General features: G+C 40.3%; 29 protein-coding genes. 3 read left to right on the forward strand and 26 right to left on the reverse strand.

The window, feature by feature from the left end:
• Positions 1-281 precede the first annotated feature (281 nt).
• The 4 genes from NSS92_RS07555 to NSS92_RS07570 are packed head-to-tail and all read right to left on the reverse strand — an operon-like array spanning position 282 to position 3,902.
• The gene (locus tag NSS92_RS07555; protein ID WP_203129754.1) at positions 282-1,475 is read right to left on the reverse strand and encodes an ABC transporter permease; all 1,194 of its coding nucleotides are present in this window, start codon (positions 1,473-1,475) and stop codon (positions 282-284) included.
• A complete protein-coding gene (locus NSS92_RS07560) occupies positions 1,462-2,163 on the reverse strand; it encodes an ABC transporter ATP-binding protein (RefSeq protein WP_203129753.1) in 702 nt (233 codons plus the stop codon). Before NSS92_RS07560 ends, NSS92_RS07555 begins: the two co-directional genes overlap by 14 nt.
• A complete protein-coding gene (locus tag NSS92_RS07565) occupies positions 2,160-3,266 on the reverse strand; it encodes an efflux RND transporter periplasmic adaptor subunit (RefSeq protein WP_340867260.1) in 1,107 nt (368 codons plus the stop codon). The genes NSS92_RS07560 and NSS92_RS07565 overlap by 4 nt, the downstream gene beginning before the upstream one ends.
• Positions 3,267-3,275: 9 nt before the next feature.
• On the reverse strand, positions 3,276-3,902 hold the full coding sequence (locus tag NSS92_RS07570) for a YIP1 family protein (RefSeq protein ID WP_340867261.1): 627 nt from the start codon (positions 3,900-3,902) through the stop codon (positions 3,276-3,278).
• Between the two features lie 517 nt (positions 3,903-4,419).
• Between NSS92_RS07570 and NSS92_RS07575 the strand changes: the two genes are divergently transcribed.
• Complete coding sequence (locus NSS92_RS07575) at positions 4,420-4,797, forward strand: Rok-like winged helix domain-containing protein (RefSeq protein ID WP_048238818.1); 378 nt, start codon at positions 4,420-4,422, stop codon at positions 4,795-4,797.
• 47 nt (positions 4,798-4,844) lie between these two features.
• Here the strand turns inward: NSS92_RS07575 and moaD are convergent, their stop codons facing one another.
• From moaD to NSS92_RS07605, 6 genes are read right to left on the reverse strand one after another with little or no spacing between them, the layout of a single operon-like run.
• Positions 4,845-5,078, reverse strand: a complete 234-nt coding sequence (moaD, locus tag NSS92_RS07580; protein ID WP_117730140.1) for a molybdopterin converting factor subunit 1 — start codon at positions 5,076-5,078, stop codon at positions 4,845-4,847.
• On the reverse strand, positions 5,071-5,562 hold the full coding sequence (locus tag NSS92_RS07585; RefSeq protein ID WP_267586158.1) for a molybdenum cofactor biosynthesis protein MoaE: 492 nt from the start codon (positions 5,560-5,562) through the stop codon (positions 5,071-5,073). The genes moaD and NSS92_RS07585 overlap by 8 nt, the downstream gene beginning before the upstream one ends.
• Positions 5,559-6,083: a molybdopterin-guanine dinucleotide biosynthesis protein B gene (gene mobB / locus NSS92_RS07590; protein WP_203129749.1), complete on the reverse strand. Its 525-nt coding sequence runs from the start codon at positions 6,081-6,083 to the stop codon at positions 5,559-5,561. The genes NSS92_RS07585 and mobB overlap by 4 nt, the downstream gene beginning before the upstream one ends.
• Positions 6,065-7,339: a molybdopterin molybdotransferase MoeA gene (locus tag NSS92_RS07595; protein WP_340867262.1), complete on the reverse strand. Its 1,275-nt coding sequence runs from the start codon at positions 7,337-7,339 to the stop codon at positions 6,065-6,067. The genes mobB and NSS92_RS07595 overlap by 19 nt, the downstream gene beginning before the upstream one ends.
• Before the next feature lie 12 nt (positions 7,340-7,351).
• On the reverse strand, positions 7,352-8,368 hold the full coding sequence (locus tag NSS92_RS07600) for a thiazole biosynthesis adenylyltransferase ThiF (protein WP_340867263.1): 1,017 nt from the start codon (positions 8,366-8,368) through the stop codon (positions 7,352-7,354).
• Positions 8,369-8,397: 29 nt separating this feature from the next.
• Positions 8,398-8,982 (reverse strand): molybdenum cofactor guanylyltransferase, encoded by a 585-nt coding sequence (locus tag NSS92_RS07605; RefSeq protein ID WP_340867264.1) that lies wholly within the window; start codon positions 8,980-8,982, stop codon positions 8,398-8,400.
• A gap of 84 nt (positions 8,983-9,066) precedes the next feature.
• Here NSS92_RS07605 and NSS92_RS07610 point away from each other — a divergent pair, with 84 nt between their 5' ends.
• The gene (locus NSS92_RS07610) at positions 9,067-9,984 is read left to right on the forward strand and encodes a sigmaE regulated sporulation protein (RefSeq protein WP_267586154.1); all 918 of its coding nucleotides are present in this window, start codon (positions 9,067-9,069) and stop codon (positions 9,982-9,984) included.
• 46 nt (positions 9,985-10,030) lie between these two features.
• On the opposite strand, the gene rok is transcribed toward NSS92_RS07610, so the two are convergent.
• From rok to ahpA, 3 genes are all read right to left on the reverse strand, one after another.
• Positions 10,031-10,603 (reverse strand): transcriptional regulator Rok, encoded by a 573-nt coding sequence (gene rok / locus NSS92_RS07615; protein WP_024426871.1) that lies wholly within the window; start codon positions 10,601-10,603, stop codon positions 10,031-10,033.
• A 480-nt stretch (positions 10,604-11,083) separates the two neighbouring features.
• Entirely contained in the window at positions 11,084-11,542 is a 459-nt protein-coding gene (locus tag NSS92_RS07620) for a TlpA family protein disulfide reductase (RefSeq protein WP_024424727.1), read from the reverse strand.
• A gap of 82 nt (positions 11,543-11,624) precedes the next feature.
• A complete protein-coding gene (gene ahpA / locus NSS92_RS07625; RefSeq protein ID WP_003211758.1) occupies positions 11,625-12,167 on the reverse strand; it encodes a biofilm-specific peroxidase AhpA in 543 nt (180 codons plus the stop codon).
• Positions 12,168-12,439: 272 nt separating this feature from the next.
• Between ahpA and NSS92_RS07630 the strand changes: the two genes are divergently transcribed.
• Positions 12,440-13,249, forward strand: a complete 810-nt coding sequence (locus tag NSS92_RS07630) for a mechanosensitive ion channel family protein (RefSeq protein WP_095408368.1) — start codon at positions 12,440-12,442, stop codon at positions 13,247-13,249.
• 22 nt (positions 13,250-13,271) lie between these two features.
• Here NSS92_RS07630 and NSS92_RS07635 read toward each other — a convergent pair whose 3' ends face one another.
• The 13 genes from NSS92_RS07635 to NSS92_RS07695 form a co-directional block, all read right to left on the reverse strand.
• Positions 13,272-13,514, reverse strand: coding sequence for a YkuS family protein (locus NSS92_RS07635; RefSeq protein WP_024424725.1), 243 nt, complete (start codon positions 13,512-13,514; stop codon positions 13,272-13,274).
• Between the two features lie 50 nt (positions 13,515-13,564).
• Positions 13,565-14,743 (reverse strand): N-acetyldiaminopimelate deacetylase, encoded by a 1,179-nt coding sequence (locus NSS92_RS07640; RefSeq protein ID WP_340867265.1) that lies wholly within the window; start codon positions 14,741-14,743, stop codon positions 13,565-13,567.
• A 34-nt stretch (positions 14,744-14,777) separates the two neighbouring features.
• Complete coding sequence (gene dapD, locus NSS92_RS07645; RefSeq protein ID WP_060699234.1) at positions 14,778-15,488, reverse strand: 2,3,4,5-tetrahydropyridine-2,6-dicarboxylate N-acetyltransferase; 711 nt, start codon at positions 15,486-15,488, stop codon at positions 14,778-14,780.
• A 109-nt stretch (positions 15,489-15,597) separates the two neighbouring features.
• Positions 15,598-16,056, reverse strand: a complete 459-nt coding sequence (locus NSS92_RS07650) for a flavodoxin (RefSeq protein WP_411353397.1) — start codon at positions 16,054-16,056, stop codon at positions 15,598-15,600.
• A 16-nt stretch (positions 16,057-16,072) separates the two neighbouring features.
• Entirely contained in the window at positions 16,073-16,966 is an 894-nt protein-coding gene (locus NSS92_RS07655) for a WD40/YVTN/BNR-like repeat-containing protein (protein ID WP_142944674.1), read from the reverse strand.
• The gene (locus NSS92_RS07660; protein WP_340867266.1) at positions 16,956-17,432 is read right to left on the reverse strand and encodes a flavodoxin; all 477 of its coding nucleotides are present in this window, start codon (positions 17,430-17,432) and stop codon (positions 16,956-16,958) included. Before NSS92_RS07660 ends, NSS92_RS07655 begins: the two co-directional genes overlap by 11 nt.
• 186 nt (positions 17,433-17,618) lie before the next feature.
• A complete protein-coding gene (locus NSS92_RS07665; protein WP_340867267.1) occupies positions 17,619-18,041 on the reverse strand; it encodes a DUF4275 family protein in 423 nt (140 codons plus the stop codon).
• Positions 18,042-18,128: 87 nt separating this feature from the next.
• The gene (locus NSS92_RS07670) at positions 18,129-19,010 is read right to left on the reverse strand and encodes a LysR family transcriptional regulator (protein WP_340867268.1); all 882 of its coding nucleotides are present in this window, start codon (positions 19,008-19,010) and stop codon (positions 18,129-18,131) included.
• 96 nt (positions 19,011-19,106) lie between these two features.
• Positions 19,107-19,550, reverse strand: coding sequence for a cyclic-di-AMP-binding protein CbpB (gene cbpB / locus NSS92_RS07675; RefSeq protein ID WP_267586149.1), 444 nt, complete (start codon positions 19,548-19,550; stop codon positions 19,107-19,109).
• A 146-nt stretch (positions 19,551-19,696) separates the two neighbouring features.
• Positions 19,697-19,888 carry an antirepressor AbbA gene (abbA, locus tag NSS92_RS07680; RefSeq protein ID WP_003210802.1) on the reverse strand — a complete coding sequence of 64 codons (192 nt, stop codon included), beginning with the start codon at positions 19,886-19,888 and terminating at the stop codon, positions 19,697-19,699.
• A 149-nt stretch (positions 19,889-20,037) separates the two neighbouring features.
• Positions 20,038-20,553: a ribonuclease H-like YkuK family protein gene (locus NSS92_RS07685; RefSeq protein ID WP_340867269.1), complete on the reverse strand. Its 516-nt coding sequence runs from the start codon at positions 20,551-20,553 to the stop codon at positions 20,038-20,040.
• 144 nt (positions 20,554-20,697) lie between these two features.
• Positions 20,698-20,940, reverse strand: coding sequence for a YkuJ family protein (locus NSS92_RS07690; RefSeq protein ID WP_003212254.1), 243 nt, complete (start codon positions 20,938-20,940; stop codon positions 20,698-20,700).
• A 184-nt stretch (positions 20,941-21,124) separates the two neighbouring features.
• Positions 21,125-22,021 (reverse strand): manganese catalase family protein, encoded by an 897-nt coding sequence (locus tag NSS92_RS07695; protein ID WP_034281589.1) that lies wholly within the window; start codon positions 22,019-22,021, stop codon positions 21,125-21,127.
• Positions 22,022-22,435 lie beyond the last annotated feature (414 nt).

The raw sequence follows: 22,435 nt of genomic DNA on the forward strand, positions 1-22,435 counted from the left end.
CACCTTTATTGTAATCGCTTTTTTCAACATTATCAATACAAAACAATCAAATACATTCAATAACTATCAAAATCTTTCACCATGGTCATCTTACCTTTATATGTACCATTTGTAAACTGAAAAATATGTGACATTAAGATGAAAGTCATGATATTAGCATTTCTATCATTTTTTATTTCATTCAATGGAGCTAAAAAAAGCTTTTATGCGATTTGCATAAAAGCTTTTGATGAGTAATGATGGCAAATGTAAACCGTTTGTATGCTTTTTTCTTCTCCGAATTATTCATATCTGAGCGATTCAATGGGATCTAATCTCGCTGCTTTATTCGCAGGAATTAATCCAAAAACAATACCAATCAGCATACTAAACAGTAAGCCTCCCGATACTACTTGCCAAGATACGAGTGACGGCCAGCCGGCAAATAGTGAAACTAGCGAAGCACCGCCTAAACCAAGTGCGACCCCTATCAGCCCGCCGATGAGTGTTAAGACGACAGACTCAATTAAAAACTGAACGAGAATTTGAGCCCTTGTTGCTCCCATCGCCTTTCGAATACCGATTTCTCTTGTCCTCTCTGTCACAGAAACGAGCATAATATTCATCACACCGATGCCGCCGACAAGTAAAGAGATTCCGGCTATTGAGCCAATAATCGTTGTCATAACGGAGGTTATTTGACCGATCCCTTCTGCGATTTCTTCCATATTGATCATTTCGTAAGCATCTTCTGTATGATGATTTTCATTTAATAAGGCAGCCGCGTTCTTTCCTACTTCCTTCATTTGATCAGCATGTGCGACTTGAATAGACAACTTATCATATTCATTCATACCAAATGTGGAGGTGAGCATCGCAAATGGGACATATATTTCATTCATATCAAATGAAAACATCCCTTTCTGTTTTGCTAGAACACCGATGACTTCAACCGGCTGTCCGTTCATCCAAATCAGTTCGCCTAATGCCTTTTGTCCGTTGAATAGTTCTTTTTGTAAGCCATCTGAGATGAGGGCAGCTCTTCTGCCGCTTCTAAAGTCAATATCTCTTAAATTCTGTCCTTCTGCGATTTGTAATGAATGTACATTCGTATACCCTTCATTTATACCGTTAACTGTCGCATCAACTGTCGTATCTTGAAATCTCAGCTGCATTCCTTGTGCAGTCGAGGAGGCGACCTGCTTCACCCCGTTGATTGTCCTAATGCTTTTTATGTCTTCCTCAGTAAATGCGGCTTCGAATAAGGCATTTGGATTTGCATTTAACTCTTCGTCAGAAGGCGTATATGTCATATCAATGGTATTGTTTGGACCTGAAATCGATCCTTTTAACATTTGCTCACCGCCTTGACCGATCGCCACAACTGCAATGACCGATCCAACACCAATAATAATCCCAAGCATCGTTAAAATAGAACGTAATTTATGAGCTAAAACCGAGTTCAGCGCTATTTTGATATTTTCAAAGAGTTTCATTCATAGCGTCCCCTTGTATCCATCTATCTTCAACGAGACGGCCATCTCTCACAACGACCGTCCGGTTTGTATACGCAGCTATTTCTTCTTCATGGGTGACAAGCACAATCGTTGTCCCTTCCTCATTCAGCTGTGTAAACTGTTCCATAATTGAGATGCTTGTTTTTGAGTCGAGAGCACCAGTCGGTTCATCTGCTAAAATCAGCTGAGGCTCATTGACAATCGCTCGTGCAATTGCCACCCTTTGCTTTTGTCCTCCTGACAACTCACTTGGCATATGTTTCATTCGATCTGCCAAACCAACCTTTTCAAGTGCCAATTCCGCACGTTCTTTTCTTTCCTTTTGGCTGACCCCAGCGTAAATCATCGGAAGTTCCACATTGCGCCTCGCATTTAACCTTGGCAGGAGGTGAAATTGCTGAAAAACAAATCCAATGGATTGATTTCGAATGACCGAGAGCTCTTGATCCTTTGCTGCTGAAAGCTCTTTACCTTGAAAATGATAGTGTCCTGTCGTCGGGCGGTCTAAACAGCCAATAATATTCATTAACGTTGACTTTCCAGAGCCGGACGGGCCCATAATGGACATATACTCGCCTTTTTCAATGACAAGATTCATGTCACTTAATACATCAAATGTTTCGTGTGCGACCTCATAGCTTTTTGTCACGTTGGAAAGCTGAATCATTCAGCATTCACTTCCATTCCGTCATACATGTCATCTGTTGGATGAGCAATGATTTGATCCTCTGCCTCGACACCTTTTGTCACTTCAAGATCATGACCGGACGTTTCTCCTATGACCACTTTCACTTTTTTCAGTACATTTTTTCGAACAACATAAACGTATTGTCCATCAGTCTCTTTTTTTACCGCTGTTTCAGGAAGCGTTTGCGCTTGACGCTTATCTGTTTCAATTTCCATGATCATTTTAAAGCCCGGCTTCGCCTCAGGTTTCTTTCCCTTTATTTCAACTTCAACAGGATATTGAACCGTTTGATCGCTCGAAGTTGTTTCGGCTGCTGTCTGGACAGGAACAGCGCCCACTTTTTTCACGACTCCTTGCCAGCTCTTTCCGCGAATGACATCAGACGATACCTTTACTTTTTGTTTCTTTTTAATTTTTATGGCATCATACTCTGAGATCAAACCCCGCACGATCATTTTTTTCTCATTACCAATATGGATGATCGGCTGCCTTTCTTCCAGCTTGCCTGCCCCGGACTCTTGCTCAATAGAAATCACTGTTCCATCAATTTTACTATGTACGGTTAAATCTTCTATTTGCGCCTTTACCTTTTCTTGACTGATCTCTGCTTGCTTTTGTTCTAATTCAGCCGCTTTCAGTTCTAATTGAAGCTGATCTCGCTCGCTTTTGGCATTAGCGTCAGATCCGCCTGCTTTTTTCTCCTCTAATTCACTCAGCCTATTTTGCAATTGTTCTAGTTTTAATGTACTTGATTCAGCGGCTAGAGCTTGCTGCTTCTCCTCAAGCTCCAGTTCCTTATTTTCATATGTAAGAAGCGGCGTTCCAGCCTTTACCTTTTCCCCTTCTTTCACAGCAATTCCCTTCAAATTCCCCTTTTCCTCTTCTTCATAGATGAACTGCTCTTCAGAGAATGAAAGTGTCCCGGGTGTCATCACCGTCGATGTGATTTCTTTTGGCGTGAGTTTGACTGTTTTAATCGCTGCTGTAGAAGCAGGCTTTGCTTGGTTTTTCGCAATATTAAATCCAATAAATAGTCCAATCACAATAATTAAAATAGATCCGATGATGATTTTCTTTCTCATAAAAACCTTCTACCCCCAGCTTACTGATATGTTAATTGCTGTTCCTACATATTGAAAAATTAACGATAAGATATAAAAGACGCCTATCATCACCCAAGAAATTCTCGGTGATATACGCCCAACTTGGATGAATAAAAAGCCTGTTAAAACAAGATTCCAGATCACAAATAGATCGATATTGGCTAACACCGCATGCCATGGACCAGAAATTCGAATGAGTGCGTTTAACGAGGTAACCGTGATATCTTTTGGAACATGAAAAAGGATTACTGCCAAATGAGAAATAATCGTCCCAATGATCGTAACGGGTGAAATGAACAGGACTGCTGAAAACAGCTGCCGAAATGATGCATCACCTTTCGCTAAAAATACGATGAACTTATATATAGCAGCATTGATGACAATCCCAAATACCAGACCAATGAGCGTCACCACATAAACAACAGGTACCGGCAAACTTAAATCTGCCCACATTCCCTTATTTACGAGCTCAGACAAATAAGTCACAACGACTGTTAAAATAAGCACACAAGATAAAGGCCACCAAACAACTGGATGTTCCCATACTCTTTTCAGGTGCTCTGATGGTCTTGTGCTCACTCCAATGATCGTAGGTTTTTGCATGTTTTCATTCATCAAATGTCATCCTCTCTATGTCAAGCAAGTATGCAAACGCACAATGACGCTCTTTTTCTTTCTATTTTATCAAAAGATTGCCAATAAGTGATCGAACATTTGATTTTCTTATTTTCATTGAGAAGAAATTTTATCTATTATTCTATTTTCACGAATGAAACCCTTCAAATGACCTCATGATCCGACCATATTCATATCAAGAAACGTGCTTTTACTGACTTAAAAACATTTTATTAAGTAAACAATATGTCTTTCGGAATAAATATCCTTTTCTTTTGGATTCGCATGGTCTTAGATAGACACAACGATTTTTTGTTAAAATAATCCTAGTAATTTCGACAAATCCCGGCTTTATAGGACTATGATTGGTTTCTTTTACAGAACAAATAAGCCTTTAGTATCAATACTTTCATATTAAAAAATTAAAAATAAAGGGATTTTACTTGATCAAAAGTTATTTTTTCATATAATGTAAAATAGAGGTAGGTTAAATGATAGTGGAAATGGAGTCAAGTGAATGTTAAGAGAAAAATTGAAAATGCAATTGATTTTACTGTATGAAAAGGAACAAGAAGCATGGCAATACTTTCGAAAGGAAAGAGAATCGATTTATCATGAGCTCAAATTACTTGATATGAAAGAAAGCAGACCTTCTAATGACAAAATATACTACGCCGCAAGATGTGTAGATATTATTAAAGAGAAAAAGGGAAGCATTGTGAGCACAAAAGAATTAAAGGAACAGCTTCAAGCCCAAACAGATTTCAATGTGAGACGAATCAGCGAATTGTATGATCTCATTCAGCAGCTCGACCCTCACATTTCTAAAGCAAGAAGGGGATGTTTTATTTACGAAGATCACACCCAAATACCTCTACAAACTTTTCACACATAAAAAATTGGTTACAGCCGGGTGGCCATAACCAAATCCTCTAATATCTATTATCCACCACTTACAGGAGGAATGAGTGCAACAGTGTCCCCGCTACGCACTTCAGCATTTTCCCTCGTATATATTTCGTTGACTGCAACCATCACGTTTTGTGCAGCATCAACACCATATACCTCCTGTAATTCTATTTTAATCTCATCAACCGTTGTTTGATCTTTTTGAATGATGATTTGTTGTTTACCGGCCTTCTCAGCAAGGCCGGCGAACAATAATACACTAATCATGCTGATCACCTTCTTTCTCTGCAAGTAGAAGATCACTAGGTTTACCTTCTGGATATGAAACCGTTTCAAGCTGATCACCTATCCAGGCCTCTCCGTCTTCCCAATATTCTTTTTTCCAAATGGGTACGATTTCCTTGATTCGTTCAATGGCATATTCATTGGCTTCGTAGGCAGCCTTCCTATGAGGAGACGAAACGGCGATCGCAACAGCAATATCCGTTATCTCAAGTGTTCCAATCCGGTGCACAATCGCTGCTTCAGTGTCAGGCCACCGATTCTTCATTTCTTGTCCAATCTGCCTTAGCATGCTTTCCGCCATTGGTATGTATGCTTCGTACGTTAAACGCAATGTTTTCTTGCCGTTTGTCCATTCTCTAACCGTCCCGATAAACGTCGTAATCGCCCCTGCCTTTCGTCTTGTCACATGCTGAATCAATTCGTTTACCTCAATAGGCGTTTTTGTTATTTTAAAAAGTTCGCTCAAAACGTGCCGCCTCCCTTCAATAAGTGAAAAGCAAATGTCATCCCGCGCGTATCAAAAGCTGAAAACACAGGAAACGGGTGATTTTTGATGAATTGATCCTCTTGAGAAAAATAAATAGCTGCTTGTATATTAGAAAGAGTTGAAAGGTCAATAAGCTCCTCTTCATTCTTTACACAAACGATTTTGCGATAAGGCGCCTGTTTGTACCCCTCTATGAGCACAGCGTCTAACGGAAGATGCTGACACATGCTGAGCAGCTGCTCTAACGTGATGTGCTGCATCGAAAAGTGAAATTCACCCTCTCCTTCAACACCTGCGGCATATGCCCCTGCTTGTACATATCGATCGGTATCTTTTTCTTTGAAAAGACGATCTGGTGTCCCGCCATGTCCATGGTGTTTAAAGCAGCCTAGCTTCAGCCCTTCACGTTCAGCCAGCTGACAGAGCTTTTCGATCAACGTGGTCTTGCCGCTATTTTGATAACCGACCACCTGTAATATGCTTAATTTGTCATCCAGCACGAGGAACCACCGCCTTTGTGCTGAAACAGCAGAACACCAACTTGATCACCTGCTTGAAAACCTCTTGTTCCGCCAGGCAGCACGATGAAACAGTTAGCCTCTGCAATAGAGGTCACTGCACTTGATTTATCAAGACCTGTAGGAGTCACACTGATGTGACTACCAGTGAATTGAAGGGCAGCCCTGACAAATCGAGTGAACGGATTGGCTTTTGGAAAATCATGTGTGAGTTTCGCCTCAGCAAAAGCGGGAAACGGATTTTCTTTCATATACCATTTATAAATGATCGGTTTCACAAATAATTCAAAGCCCACAAAACAGGCTGCAGGGTTTCCAGACAGCCCAAACAGCAATTGACCATTCGGCATTGCAGCAACAGTCGTCACACTTCCAGGTCTCATGGCTACTTTATTAAACAGGACCTTGGCTCCCAGCTTTTCATAAATGGCAGGCAGAAAGTCAAAATCACCCACTGACACACCGCCTGTTGTGATCAGAATGTCTACCTTACTCATGGCTCCTTTTACTGCATGATAACTTTTGTCAAAATCATCGGAAACTCCGCCTAAATCAAGCGGCTCAGCCCCGGCCTCAAGTACCTGCGCATAGACCATACTAAGATTACTATTTCTAATCTTGCCGTCCACCATGGCATCACTTACTTGAAGAAGCTCTGTGCCCGTTGAGATAATGCCAATCACCGGCTTTTTGACAACTGGTACTACCGCATATCCGAATGTCGCCAATAGAGCCGTGACGCCAGAAGTGACGTCTGTTCCTTTTTTGACCATCACGTTTCCTTTGAGCACCTCTTCTCCTTGACGAGAAATATTGTCTCCCTTTTTCAGCGGTCTTTTCAGTGACATGTATGATTTGCCGTCTTTTTCGAAAGTCTTCGTCAGTTCGATCATGATGACGACATTTGCTCCATTTGGAATTTTTGCCCCTGTCATAATACGGATGGCCTGAAAGGGACCGATGGTTTTTGCTGAGACCATTCCTGCACCAATATGATCAATGACCTCGAATTCAACTGGATGCGCACTTGACGCTTCTTTTGTATCTTCTGCCCGAAGTGCAAATCCATCATACGGAGAACGATCAAATGCCGGAACATCATGGTCTGCCAAAATATCTTCTGCAATAAACCGTCCAAGGCTGTCCTTTAAAGGGATCCATTCTATTTTTCCATGTTTTTCGTATTGGTGAACTTTCTTTATGGCCTCTTCTACTGGTATCGGCTGCCGTCTTTCCATTACACTTCACTCCTATATCCCTAGCAGTCTTGCTAGTAATGAATTGGCTTCTTTTTCATCATTTGTCCCATGGATTAATACACGTCCTCCTTTAAAACAGACCATTCGGTAGTTTTCGTAGCGTACATGGATTAAGAAGTCGTTTACTTCCACCTCACATATAGATGAGAGCCGCTCTTTTATATGCTGAAATGATAGATTTGCTAAATCCTTTGATACAATTTGAACGGTGTCACGTCCGCAAAGGACCGTCGTTTTTTTACGCTGATCATGTAAATAAGGATAGGTTCTTGCCGTGCCGCAAGTTGGACAGTTCTTCTCTTTAGTGCGGGATAAATCCATTTTAAATGATGTGGACTGCCAAAGATCAAACGTGACAAATTTCCGCTCAATTTGATCTTCATGCCCTGTTAAATATTTTAGTGCCTCTGTTTGCTGATAAGCAGAAACCATTTGAACGGCAGGTGAAATAATCCCCGCTGTATCGCACGTCAAGCCGCCAACAGGCATTGCCGTGAACACACATGATAAACATGGCGTTTTATCCGGCAATATGGTCATATACATCCCCTGACTGCTCACACAAGCGCCATATATCCATGGCGTCTTTGTTTCTAGAGATAAATCATTCATGACCATTCTTGTCTCAAAATTATCTGTTGCATCAATGACGATATCTGCTCTCTGGAATAACGGCCTTAACAGCTCCGCCCCTGCATCTTCAATCAGAGCGTGTATGGTCACTTCATGATTGATCTGCTCGAGACGTTTTTTTGCCGCAGCTGCTTTTGGTACATGTGCCTTTGCATCTTGTTCCGTGTACAGCTGCTGCCGCTGTAAATTTGAAAATTCCACATAATCACGATCGACAATCGTCAACGTACCGATGCCAGACCGGACAAGCCCTTCCGCAGAAGCGGTTCCAAGTGCACCGGCTCCAACGATCAGAACATGACTTTCAACCAGCGCATGCTGTCCTTTTTCCCCAACCGGAGGGAACAAGATTTGTCTTGAATATCGGTCATTCAATGCTGTTCTCTCCTTACCGTTTTTATGTATCATATCATACCGTTTTCAGGTAAATCGCTTCTTTTATTGATATTACAAAATTCGTTTGATGTCACGTTTAGTTCTTCTTCTGAAACAATGCGCACATGAAGCTTTTGAAGCAAATCCTTGACGGCAAATTGATTCTCTTTTAAACACGCGCGAATAAACGGCAGAGAGCGGCGGTGATAAAGCGCAAATAAGGGCTGTAATCTGCCCTGAACAAGCGGGATGATGGCGTCTGCGTGCTCGCTGCAATAAGACGATAACAATTCCGCTGTTTCCTTCCGTATGAAAGGCATGTCACATGCCGTCACTAAATACCAATCTGCTTCTTGCTTATGCATCGCCGTATATATGCCAGCAAGAGGTCCGCATCCGCGCACCTCTTCATCATCTAACCACACACTTTGTTCACCTCTTGTTTTGAAAAAAGGAAGAAGCGATGGATGGCTAATGATGACCGTCTGCCCTTCTAAAAGCTGCTCTTTCACATGCTCATATAATGGTTTCCCTTGATACATATGACTTGCCTTTGGCTCTCCAAAGCGTCTGGAAGCTCCTCCAGCTAAAATTACATTTACTACATGGTGCATCCTCTCATCCTCCTTTGACATGGTTGTTCTAATCGCACTCCTTTCGCATACTTTATTGGTAACATGAATAAGGAGGGTCTATCGATGAACAGGCGCCATGCTTCTCCCCTATTCCATGATTTATCTCAAGAGAATTTATACTTAAAAGCTGAAACTGCCAAATATCAACAAATGATCTCTGATTTACAGTCCTCATATACGTATTCTAAAAATAAGAAGTTAACTCAAGAATATCATGAGATGAAAAAGGATTTCACGCAATTAAAACAACAATTGGATGAAATGACCAATGATCAACATGATGCTGCCTCAAAAATACAGGATCTCTCCTACAGCAAATCAGAATTATTACATAAAATTGTCCTTCTCCATGAGATGCTGCAAAAGGAAACCTATCATAGAAGAAAAGAAACCGAAGAAAAACACAGGCTGCATTTGAAAGTTGTCAAATATAAAGAAATCTCTCAACAATTAAATGAACGGATAGAGGATCAAGATAAACGACTTGCAAAAGAGGAGAAAAAAGGAAATACTTTATCAGCTGTGATTGAGAAGCTGCAGCAAATATTGGGCGATAAAAACGCAGAGCTCCATGTATTACAGGAAGGCGTCAGACACCTTCAAGATCGTTTTTATGAAACACAAGAGAAATTACTGCAAATTGAAAAAGCAAAAGAAGCGATTTTTTACGAAACGCTCACAAGCTATCAAAAACAGTTAGCAGAAAGCGAAGAATGGATCGCCTCTCATTTTGCTGATATTGACCAGTCAGCACAAACAAATGCACAGCCATTCTCACGAGACCGCATCCTGCAAACGACAGAAGAAATCGAACCGATCTTGAAGAAACTCAACGAACAAGTTCAAACGCTACAGGAACAAGTCGATGCAGTGCAGCGTAATGGAGAAGTCATGACAGTCAAAATCGACGGCTTCAAAAAACAGCGTGATCACCTGCCTAAGGAACGCAAAATTGTCTATACAGTTGATCAAAAGAAGTAATTCTCGAAATAAAAAACTGCTGGCTTTACGCCCAGCAGTTTTTTATTTATTCGTCTTCTGTTTGAATGTCGCCTTCTAAAATATACTGTCCGCGATAAGGCTTCTTCACTTCAGGGTACATTTTAATTAAACTTTGCATAAACGTTGTCATATTTGGGATTTCTAGACCGCTCTCTTTTTCGATCTCTTTTTGAAGCTCTGAGCTTTTAATCGCTGCATTATGACGCTTTAACGTTTTAATCGCAGCTTCACGAAGCTTCGCTGCCTTAGAGCCAGGACGGGCTGTGCCTCTTCTGCGTCTTGTCGATCCTTCAGGAATACCTACAGGTGCACCGTTTAGCTGTCCTGTTCCTAAAGAAGATGATTGTGGTTGTGCCGGCTGCTGGTAGCTTCTCATTTCTTGCGCAGCAAGCTCAGCTAATACAGGCAGTGAATCCGTCTTTCTCTCTGTACGCACTTCTTTTTTTGTATCTGACACTAGACCTGTTCCTTGACGGTCTAATTCTCTTAATTTTGCATAAATCGCATCTCGCTCAATTTGATATTCACGGATGACCTTTACTTCTGCCTCGTTTAATTGTTCCAATCGTAAACGTAACGCTTCCCTCTCATTAAACAATGGATTTCCCCCTCATCATATAAAAAATATTCTATAGTAAATATTAGATTAGAAAACTAATTTTATCAACTATTTTTTTATCATTTTACAGTTTGCTAACAGATAGGTATTTTCAACTAAAATTTTGCCAAAGAGGAAAAATCGGCACCCATTTCATTGCCACTATAGGCTTTTGACAAACCTTAAAATATTGTAAAAAAATTGAATAAACGCTTATACTACTTGATTTATATAGTTATTTACCTAACTGAAATTTCTTTTGTGCAAAAACGTTCTGAATAGTAAAAAGTTAAAATCTTTACATTTTCATTTCAAAACTAAAATGTAAATAGGTCGTTATGCCTTTTTGTTTCAGGGATATTTTTTAATAAACTCCCTCATTTTCTCTTTTCTTAGGAATAACACCTACATAAAAACTCGTCCAGTGCAATATGCCGCCTATTTTTGCCCATGAAAAAACCCCCATTTATGGGGGAAAGCCTATTCTGCAGCCTTTTCAGACTCAGAAAGCACTCGGTTGACACGTTTTTCAAGCATTTTCATTCCACTTCCGCCAGCTTGGAAGTGGCGCAAAGCACCTGTTTTATCAAATACATAATATGCGGGTACATATTCGTTTTCAAAGGCTTCTGTTAAATGATGATCACTGTCCACAAAGATTGGCTGCGTGATTTCATGTTCTTTCGCAACTTCTTTGATTTTTTCTAGATCTAGGTCATCCTCTGAACGAGGCATATGAACAGCCACAACGTTTAGTTGATCCTTGTATTCATCACGGAATTGATTGACTTGAGGCATTGCCTCTTTACAAAGATGGCAGCTGACTGACCAAAAATGAATCAATGTTGGTTTGTCACCAATCAAATCTTCTTTTGTTACTTCTCCATTTAACCATTCTTTTGCACCAGTTAGTTCTGGCATTGGTTGACGTAATTTCATTATGAAGCGCCTCCATCCATTGTATGTGTCGAAACAAAAAGGTCTAACATTAGTTAGACCCTCCTGTTTCTTCAGCTATCAATTAAAGTGTTTTTTGACCAGGTTTCCAGTTCGCTGGGCAAAGTCCACCAGTTTGTAATGCTTGAAGAACACGTAATGTCTCATCTACATCACGACCGATATTGTTGTGGAATACTGTTTGGTATTGAAGTTCGCCTTCTGGGTTAATGATGAATAAACCGCGAAGAGCAATTCCTTCTTCTTCAATTAAAACGCCGTATTCTCTAGATACTGTGTGGTTTGTATCAGCAGCTAGCGGGTATTTTAATTCTCCTAGACCATTGTCTTTACGGTCTGTATTGATCCAAGCAAGATGCGTGTGGATTGTATCAGTAGATACACCGATGATTTCTGCATCTAAATCTTCGAATTCATCATAACGATCGCTCATTGCTGTAATTTCAGTTGGGCAAACAAATGTGAAATCCATTGGATAGAAGAAAAGAACTGTCCATTTGTCATTCTTCATGTTTTCCTCTAAACTTACTTTACCAAATTCCTTGTTAGCAAGTACTGCTTCCATTTCAAAACGTGGAGCTTGTTTTCCTACAAAACGCTCTGCCATATGTAAATCCCTCCAAAAAATAATATCTTTATACAGGCTTCTTAGCTGTATATAAAATGAGAATCAAATCTTAAAATTCTCATTTAGTTAATAACTTCACAATTACAATTATAATACTTATGCGATTTTTAGTCAATATTAATTAATAATAAATTTAATTAACGATTTGTCACAATTTCCTGCTCCATCTATCAAAAGTTTAACATGACTTGCATAAGGGAACAAATGATTAGCTTCTCTTTTAGAGCATACATAGAAAGGTTTTGAAGATCATGAGAGTATTTCAACAAGTAGATTGGGTTTCCATTATCCTCAATAGCAGTATGATTTTGCTAAAACTAGTCGCCATTTTTGCCATTTACTTTATCATCAGAGCCATAGGAAACAAGATGATTAAGCGCGCCTATTCAACATTCGCTGAAAAGCATGAAGTCTCTTTATCAAGAGCTCAGACGCTGCAAAGTCTGACTTTAAATATTTTCGCCTACTTATTGATTTTTATTCTAGTTGTGATGATCCTCGACTTATTTCATTATAATCCAACCGCTTTGCTGGCAGGTGCAGGCGTTGTGGGACTTGCGATCGGTTTTGGCGCTCAAGGGTTAGTGAGTGATATTGTGACCGGATTCTTTATACTATTGGAAAAACAATTTGATGTAGGAGAATATATAACGGTCGCTGGCTTTGATGGGATTGTCGAACAAATTGGACTAAGAACCACGCAGCTTCGAAGCTTTGACGGCACCCTTCATTTCATTCCAAATCGCAGCATACTGAATGTGAGTAATCATTCAAGAGGGACGATGCAGGCACTCGTTGATATTGAGCTGTCACCGGATGAAAATGTGGATCAGATGATCACAGCCCTTCAAGCTGCATGTGATGAGGTGCGGGAGGAAACTCCTCAAATTATCGAAGGTCCTCAAGTTGTCGGCGTGGAGGCGTTCGGTTCTTCTTCCCTTGTGCTGCGCATCATAGCGAAAACCGAAACAATGGAGCAATGGCGGGTAGAACGAATTTTGCGCAAAAAAATGAAAGAAGTACTCGATATAGAAAAAGAGCAAAAAGAACCGGGATCATAATCTACCGGTTCTTTTTCTTGTTTTATTGAACACGCTGTTCTACTTCTTGGCAAATTTCATCAGCCGTCATACCTGATGCTGTAATAACAGATGCCTTTGTTGTTGTGTCTGAAATGCCAAGAACATTTGAATCTAGTCCTGTGACTACATAACAGTCACACTGATCCATTTGCTGTTCATTTTGAATACGTACAACATCATACCCTTTTTGCTTCAATAGTTCTTCTACATCGGATAAAGATTGTTCTACACCAATTCTTGTCATAATCAAGAACACCTCCTGTTCATAAGGTGTACAGGAGGGAGCTCGATTATTCATTCACCAGCTTGCTTTTTAAAATAGGCCGTCATGACATTCACAGCTGTTTCAATCGCGTTTTCATCAGGCTGAAGTTTTGCATGGTGCAGGCCGTACTCTGAATTGACACCTAACCAAAACATGAAGCCGGGATATTTTTTCAGCATGTAGCCAAAATCTTCTCCTGTCATCGCTTCTCTGCATTCAATCACATTCGCAAGCCCTTCTTCGGCTACATATGACATAAATTCCTCTGTCAAATCCTTTGAATTGTCCACTTCGTAATAAGATGAAGGGTATCGAACGGTTGCCTTGCATTCGTAGCCAATTTCAATTCCTTTTGCCAGTGCTTCAATTCGTTTTCTCACCTTGTCCATAGACTCTGGCGAAAGTGTGCGAATGGTACCGTCAAGCTTTGCATGCTGCGCAATAATATTTTGAGCCGTTCCACCGGTAATCGTGCCGACTGTAATGACTGCACTATCAAGGGGATCGACATTACGCGAAATGACCGATTGCAGCTGACCTACAAGTGCACTTGCAGCAACAACCATATCATTTGCTAAATGAGGATATGCAGCGTGTCCGCCTTTTCCTTCAAGATCAATTACAAGCTCACTCGTATTGGCAAATAACAGCCCCGGCTTTGTAGCAATTGTTCCAACAGGATATTCAGGTGCGATATGCAGCGCTGTAATAAAGTCTGGTGTCCATTTTTTGAGAACATCACTTGCAAGCATTGGTTCGGCACCGCCTGGGCCTTCTTCTGCCGGCTGGAAGATAAATAATACATCTTCTTTAATCGGTTCATGAACGAAATGATCAATGATACCAAGTGCAATGGTCATATGAAGGTCATGTCCACATGCATGCATCTTTCCTTCATGCACAGATTCAAATGGATACCCTGTTTCCTCAGGAATAGATAGTCCATCCATATCTGCACGATAAGCAAATACGCGCGTTGGATTTGTTCCTTTCACTTTTACAAAAAGGCCAGTTCGCCACGTTTCAATCTCAACTCGATCTTTTGAATAGGTGCCCAGATGCTGAATGAGATACGCTTGTGTTTTAAATTCTTGGAAACCAAGCTCAGGGATTTGGTGTAAATCTCTTCGAATGGATATTAATTGCTCACGATTTAACAAGTGAACTCGCTTCCTTTCCTCTATACGAATAAGACGTGGATATATCATCCACGTCTTTGTCTTCAGCTGCGAATTATATGAATTAAAGCTGACGCAGTTCTTGTTTGATTTCAGTTTTACCTTTTGTTTTTTCATCAATGTCTTTGATTTTCTTTGCAGGTGTACCTGCTACAACTGTGTAAGGCTCTACATCGTTCACAACGATCGCACCGGCAGCTACTACTGCACCTTTACCAATTGTCACACCTTCTAGAACAACAGCGTTCGCACCGATGACAACATCATCTTCTACAACAACTGGTTTAGCAGACGGCGGCTCAATAACACCTGCAAGAACAGATCCAGCACCGATATGACAGTTCTTACCTACTGTCGCACGGCCGCCAAGCACCACGTTCATGTCAATCATTGTACCTTCGCCGATCACAGAACCGATATTAATAGAAGCACCCATCATAATGACTGCATTATCACCGATTTCAACTTGGTCACGAATGATTGCACCTGGCTCAATACGAGCTTTAATGTTTTTCAAATCTAACATCGGAATTGCAGAGTTGCGGCGGTCATTTTCCACGACAACATCTTCAATTTTATCTTTGTTTGATGCTAGAACATCTTGAATTTCGCTCCACTCACCGAAAACAACTCCAGTGTTTCCTGTGATGAATGTTTTTGCATGTTCACCAAATTCAATACCTTCTAAGTCACCTTTGATATAGACTTTGACAGGTGTTGATTTTGTACTATTTTGAATAAATGAAATAATTTCATTAGCGTCCATTTGTTTCATGTATGTATGTCCTCCTCTTAATTTATACTTCATTACTGTACCAAAGGAGAGTTTTAATGACAAGTGAAAGAGTCATCTCTACAATGGAAAATAAAACAAGCGGGACCGATTATCCCGCTTCTTGCTGGTGAAGCTGAACAAATTGTTTGCCAAAAGAAATCAATTCATCTTCTTCCTCTCCTTCTGGATTCAGCTCAATCTTAACTGATGGCAGGACAATGTCACCGCCAAGCTCCTTCACTTTTTCTTCGATTAGGTCGACAGCTCCGCAAAAATGTTCGTAAGATGTATCGCCAGAACCGAATACTGCAAATGCTTTTCCCGTTAAATCAAGTTCTTCCATTTCTTCATATAAATCAATAAAATCATCCGGAAGATCGCCATCTCCCCATGTATACGCCCCTAACATAATGTGCGAGTAATCATTGAGCAGCTCAGCATCAATATCCATCGCTTCATGCCGATCCACGCTGGCACCTGCTTCCGTTAAACCTTTTTCAATTAAATCTGCCATAGCTTCTGTATTCCCAGACATCGTGGCATACACCAATAAAACCTTTTCTGTCACTTTTTCTTCCTCCTTATCAATGAATCAACGCAGGCTCCTCATATGGCCTGACAAACTTACTTTCATATAAACCTGCACAGAAAAAGTTTTCGTTTTGATTGGCTACACGAAAACCGTGTCCTTTGATCGTATCAAACCATTTGAGCTCTTTTTGCTCAATATCAAGCTGATACACTTTAGAAAATCCGTGTTCATCTTGTGAGGTGGTCACATACACAATGCCATTATCCTCTGATACATCCAAAAATGATTCTTCTCTAGCAAAGGCCTGTGATTGAATATCATGCAGGATATTTGTATGTAAATCTAAAATTTGAACAGATCCTTTTTTGCCTTTTTTTGAACCTAATGCACAAACAAGAAGATGTTCATGACAGAGCAGCATAGAAGCTGTCATTCGGTGCTCCTCTCTGTTTAGAAGAAAAATCTGTTCACTCTGCAAGTCATACACCCATATTCCTCCGTGAACCTCATGAATCTGTGTTCCAATATAAAGGTGATCACCTGCAGCACATAAAGAACGAATGACCGGCGGATGATTCACATGAGCAAACGGCTTCATAATTTCCCAGGAAATTCCGAAATCATTTGACACATAGATACTATGTTTTCCATGTGCACATACAAACCCATCTTTGCGTCCTGTAATAGACCAGACGACTGCATTTGTTGGGAATGAAGATAACGCCCATGTACTGCCTTCATCTCCTGATCTAATCACTGTGCCATTTTCACCAACACCGAATAAATAAGGGCCAATATAGCTGATGGCATGGATTTTATGCTTGAGCTTAAACAGCTGCTTCCATCCGCTCTCTACACTATAGTGAAAAATACCTTCACGTTTTACAGCAACAAAGTATCCACCATTTTTAGATGCAGCAACGGCCGTTGCTCCTTTATGAAACATGATTTTCAACTCGTTTCTCAGACAAAGCGGCCCACGTTAAAAAGCTCGCAGCAAATTCCTGACAGCACGCCACATCTTCATCTGTGTCCGGTGCAAGCTCCATTTTTAATGTTTCAGGAAAAACAGATGCACCCGTTGATTTCAGCATGTCATGGAATGTATGGACAGCCTCGCAAAACTTCGGATAGCTGTAATCACCCGATCCAAAGACAGCTGCTTTAATGTGACTAAGTTCAAGAGTCGAGACTTCTTCATAAAAATCCTCTGCTTCATAAGGCAAATCTCCATCACCCCAAGTATAAGAACCAATGAATACGTAATCGTAGGAGGTAAGGTCCTCTGCGTTCGTATCATCAAATTCCATCATCTCTGTATCGATCCCTTTTCCTTCAAGTGTTTGCTTTAAGATCGCTGCCATATCTTCCGTATTTCCAGACATACTCGCAAATGCAATTAGTGCTTTCATCTATCGGTCACCTCATCTAAATGATAATCATTTTCAATTATTATATGTACACTTTAAATGATAATGATTTTCATTGTCAAATGTTTTTATGAAAAGACATTGATCAGGATCAGCATAACCAAATGAAAAACCCGCTCATTCCAGGTGGAAGGCGGGTTTTTTTATGTTGAAAGGGTCGTGGATTGATCATTCGCTCATTTCTTCTATTTTAATAAAATATGGTCCATAGTCCGTTTCATGCGTCATCACAAATGTCCATTTTTCATCCCAATCCATCACATACATATCGTTATAATCCATATCATCAGATTGATATGGTAAATCATTGATTAAAAGTGAGCTGGCATTTTCGAAAAGATAAGCCTCGTTCACAAATTGATAAAAAACAGTACATTTGTGCTTTGGCTGTTGAAGAAATGCGTCAATCGCTTCATCCTTTTCAAGGCATGTAACCATTCCAAAGCTGCATAAATGCCATAGAAAGTCATCTATTGCCGTCTCTTTTTGTTCCTTGATTGACAGATGACGAGCAAAACGATCACGCCATCTCGCGCGTAAATCATTTCCCCATTTCGGTTTGTTGATTTTGATGAACTGTTTGTTTCTCATTTGGTGAAATCGCTCCTCAAATCGTGTATGAAATCGAAGGACAACACTTATCCTAAAAAAGCACCTTCCTTCTTCCAATAAGGTACTTTACACTGCCTCGCTCTCAAGCATTTCTTTAACCACACCGACAAAAGCTTGCACCTGTTTTAATTGAAAAGACGCTTCATAGCCTAGCAGCCATGTATCACGGCCGATTTGCTCTCCGTTCACATCAACAAGCGGTGTTTTATAAACACTTTTTTCGTGGTCATATAAGGTAACAGAAGGCAAAATGGCGTAGCCGATGCCGTGGTAGGCCATTTGTTTACATGTTTCAATTTGGTCCACGAGAATCGTCTGCTTTGGAGACACTTTAAATTTTTGGTGCCACCAGTGCTGGATTTCCTGATAATATGTGCTGTCGCTTTTAAATTGAATAAATGGCCGCTCCGTCTTGATTAATTCATCTACGTCCTTGATCACGGAATCGACTAAATATAAATGATCTGTCATCAAATATTCCTTTGTTCCCTTCCAATCAGGGTTTCCGCGAATGATCCCAATGTGCACATGGTCCTCATATAAGCTTTTGAGCATTTCACTACTCCAGCCGGTCACAAGTGACACCTTCGCATTTGGGTATTTTTCGACATACCGCTTTAACACTTTCGGCAGCCAGTGCTGTCCAATAATGGATGCAACCGCAAGCTTTAGTGTACCGTGAATTTCCCCTTCAAGTTCATCGATTCGTTCTCTCACTCGATCTTGCTCAACCGTCACCTCTTTTGCAAATTGAATGATCTGTTCACCTGCCGAAGTCACGGTGAGCCCTTTCTGAGAACGAAAAAAGATTTTGGTTCCCCATTCCTTTTCAATCGTCTGCAATCTTTGAGATAAAGCAGGCTGAGAGACAAAGAGCCGCTCTGAAGCCTTTCTCATATTCAATTCTTCACTTAGCACAACAAGCATATGTAACTCCTGAAGCTGCATGGGCGTCCCCTTTCTCTCTATAAGTTTTTCTTATTCTATATGCTCATTATATAAATTTTAACTTATGAAGGCAAAAAAAATAAGCTGGGCTGCAGCTCATTTTTTCGCGGAATGAATGACCTCATTTAAGCGCTTTAATACAACTCGTCGAGTAAAAATGCCCTCAAAGACCTGCTCCTCATTTTCTACACAAACAAATCCATTATTCGTCACAGCGTGAACGCCTTTTAGTACAGGATCTGTTGTTTTAAGTCTCGGAATATCCGTCAGCATGACATCTTCAACCTTCAACTGGTCCAGCTTCTCGAATTCGATACGTTCTAAACCGAAGATTTTATCCATAATCATATTCGTTCCGATTAACCCGTGTAAATGATAAGAAGCGTCTAATACCGGTATGGCTGTATATCCTGTTTTTGTTAGAACCAATAGGGCATGCTCAAGGTTATTTCCAATTTGAACATGTGCCACTTTATCTGCATCAATCATATGCTCGGCTACTGTTGACTCAAGCAATTGAGTCGGTTCTATCTCTATCATGTTTCTTCGACCCCTTTTCTCTCAATCATCAATCATACATTCCCCTTTACCATTAAGCATAAACTAAAACGAAATTTGTCGAAAGATTTTTTCTGCATAAAAAAGATACTCAGCCCCCGAGTATCTAATAGAATGTTAAATCAATATTAATTCTCAAACCTTACTCTGTCATACAATGTGATCAATTGCTTATACGTATTGTCGTCGACATTTTTTGTTCCACATTCTATATCATTGATCTCACTGCTTAGTAATTCGACAGCATATTCCTGATTCAGCAATACGTTTAATAATAGCTTTTTCTCTTCTTCATTAAAACGATTTTCGATGACGCTCATTCAACATCAGGCCCCCTGTTTCATATATGCTTTTATATTGATTAGCAGGCTTTTGAATGTCTGCTTCCTCTCTATACAGCTAGAATAAGGAACTAGAATCGAATCGTCAACCGCACGTTTCGACAAGGTTTGGAGAAAAATGACGGAATTTATTTTGTGTATCGATTGGCATAGCAAAATGCTGCATATGAGTCGGGTTTTATTTTTGCTTCAATTCCCATAGCTGTGATCATTCCGGTCATTTCCTGAATCAGCTCTTTCGTACTTCCTTTTTTGCCAATATCCAGATGGGCTTCAAAACGAAGGTCTGCCCCTTCCTCAGCAAACGGAAGAAGCAAATCCATCAGTTCTGTTAAAGGCCCCTCAAGGATGTCTGCACATACCTTTTGGCTAAACGCTGTCTCTAATGAAATTTTTTCTCTAAGACTTTGCACAGGCCTCTTGATCACTTGTTGTGTGAGACAGCCCCATGCTCCTTTGCCAATCCGGTGGAGATGAATTGCAGTCATAAATGTTGTGACATTTTGATTGACCTGAGAGTCCGTACCAATTGATAACACATAGGCGGATCTAGGGTCTTTTCGAATAAAGTCTTTCATTCTCATGACGACATCAGAAAACGCTAAATAATCTTCAGAAAGATTGTAGAAAAAAGAATCATTCACAGAAAGGAACTCCTTTTTAATGGTCTCTTATCCGAAAAATGCGCTGATTGATCATCTTCCATTTGTATATCATCTATGATGATACATGTATGCTGCCGCAATAAACGAAGGAATCCTCAGAAAAAACATTTCATAAGATTCAGCTTAGGATTGTAAAAGCTCAAAAATCTCAATCGAAATCATATCAATGTTGTCAAATGGGAAAGTATTTGGCTTATCCCCTTGTTGAAAAACAGTCAATTCAAACGTTTGATTCTTTTCGAAATACTTAACACTACAAATTTTCTCACCGTTCACTTCGAAATAACGCTGTGCCGGCTCGTTTGCAGCTTCTGCTGTCTCTTGAAGACTTTGCAGCCTTGTAATGATACCCATTAATTGTGACATTCTAAAAAAAGACTCCTTTCAAAAAAACAACTCAAGATGAACCCGTATTGATTATACACAAGTCCTACAAAGCATCATACCATAAAGTGTTCTCAGATGATATTTTTCCTCTTGAATTCAAAAAAAGAAAAAGAATCTGTTTTTTTAGTTTGAGTCTTTTTTCTCATCTCATGCACCATGATTTTTATAAACCGGCAGATCTCATTAGCCGTTTAGCAATTTCATCAAAATCTTCTTTAGAAATCCCCGGAGCAAACTCTTCTGGCAATTCTCTATAATCTGGCACAGGTGCACCTTGCGGGGTTCCCTCAATGACTGTCAGCGGCTTTCCATCAATCGGGTGGCTGCCTTTCCAAATTTTATTGATATCCTTGTAATCCGTATCACTAAATGTGTACAGCTTTGTATGAACATTCTGGTCTTCAAATTTCCTCGCTGAATCAAAGTATTTGTTGTCGAGATTTGGGATTGGCAGCATCTTCCCTAAATCTACTCCTGTAGCGACTTCAAGTGCCTTAGCGTATGCCACAATATGCACGCCGCCCCTCACAAGTAAATAACCGATCATCTCTCTTGCTGTAGGGTGGTCTGTCATTTCATATACGCGCATTTTGTGCGTACGAGCTCCGCATTCAAGAAAGAAATTATGGAGGAGATCAAGAATGAGGTTGCCACTTGAGAACACATTCTCTCCGGTCCAAGGTTTTGCCATTGAATCAAACGGATAGCCTGTTTGAGCTGTTTGAATAAAATGCTGTGTATTTCGTTTATCGACAGCTGCCTTCATCGGCGTTGTATCTGGATCCCCGCCATGGGTGGTTCCTGTAATCATGAGATTGATGGCTGTGGTCACAAGCTCGACATGACCGAATTCTTCAGCCGTAATACTGGATACGAGGTCATAAAACGGTTTAAGTTTTCGTTTTCCTCTAAAGTTAAAGGATTGAAACATGTAATTATTTAATGTGGACATTTCACCGAATTTCCCGCCGAGTAATTCTTGCACAGCAGCGGCACCATTTGCATCTGGGTGATCTGGTCTTGGCAAATCAATGAGCAGCCGCATGTCACGTTTGATCATGATGTTTCCCTCCTACCGTCTAACTATCATCACTTAAGATGTATGGAGAGTTTAGGCTGTCCTATGCATGAAGGAAAGATTGAAGCACAAAAAAAACTTGGCGGGGGTAGCGCCAAGTTTTTTGGATCTTGATCTGATAGAGGGGTTGGGGAACAGAGAGTAGCTTCTCTCTATAACTAAATGATAATGATTATCAGTTTCATTGTCAACCATTTTTTATTTCTTTTTTCTATCAAAAAAAGCAGCCTACGAGGCTGCTCAGATTGAGACAAAAGGCTAAAATGCCTTTTGTTTACATTTCAGCGTGATAGAAAACCTTTGAAGTCTAGGAAGGATGAGTACCGGAGCGGAGCGGAGCGAATTGTACATTCGTGAGCACTGGCACGCAGGACTGACAACGAATGCGAGGGTTTG

The organism is Bacillus sp. FSL M8-0166, from assembly GCF_038008825.1.
Lineage (GTDB): Bacteria > Bacillota > Bacilli > Bacillales > Bacillaceae > Bacillus > Bacillus safensis.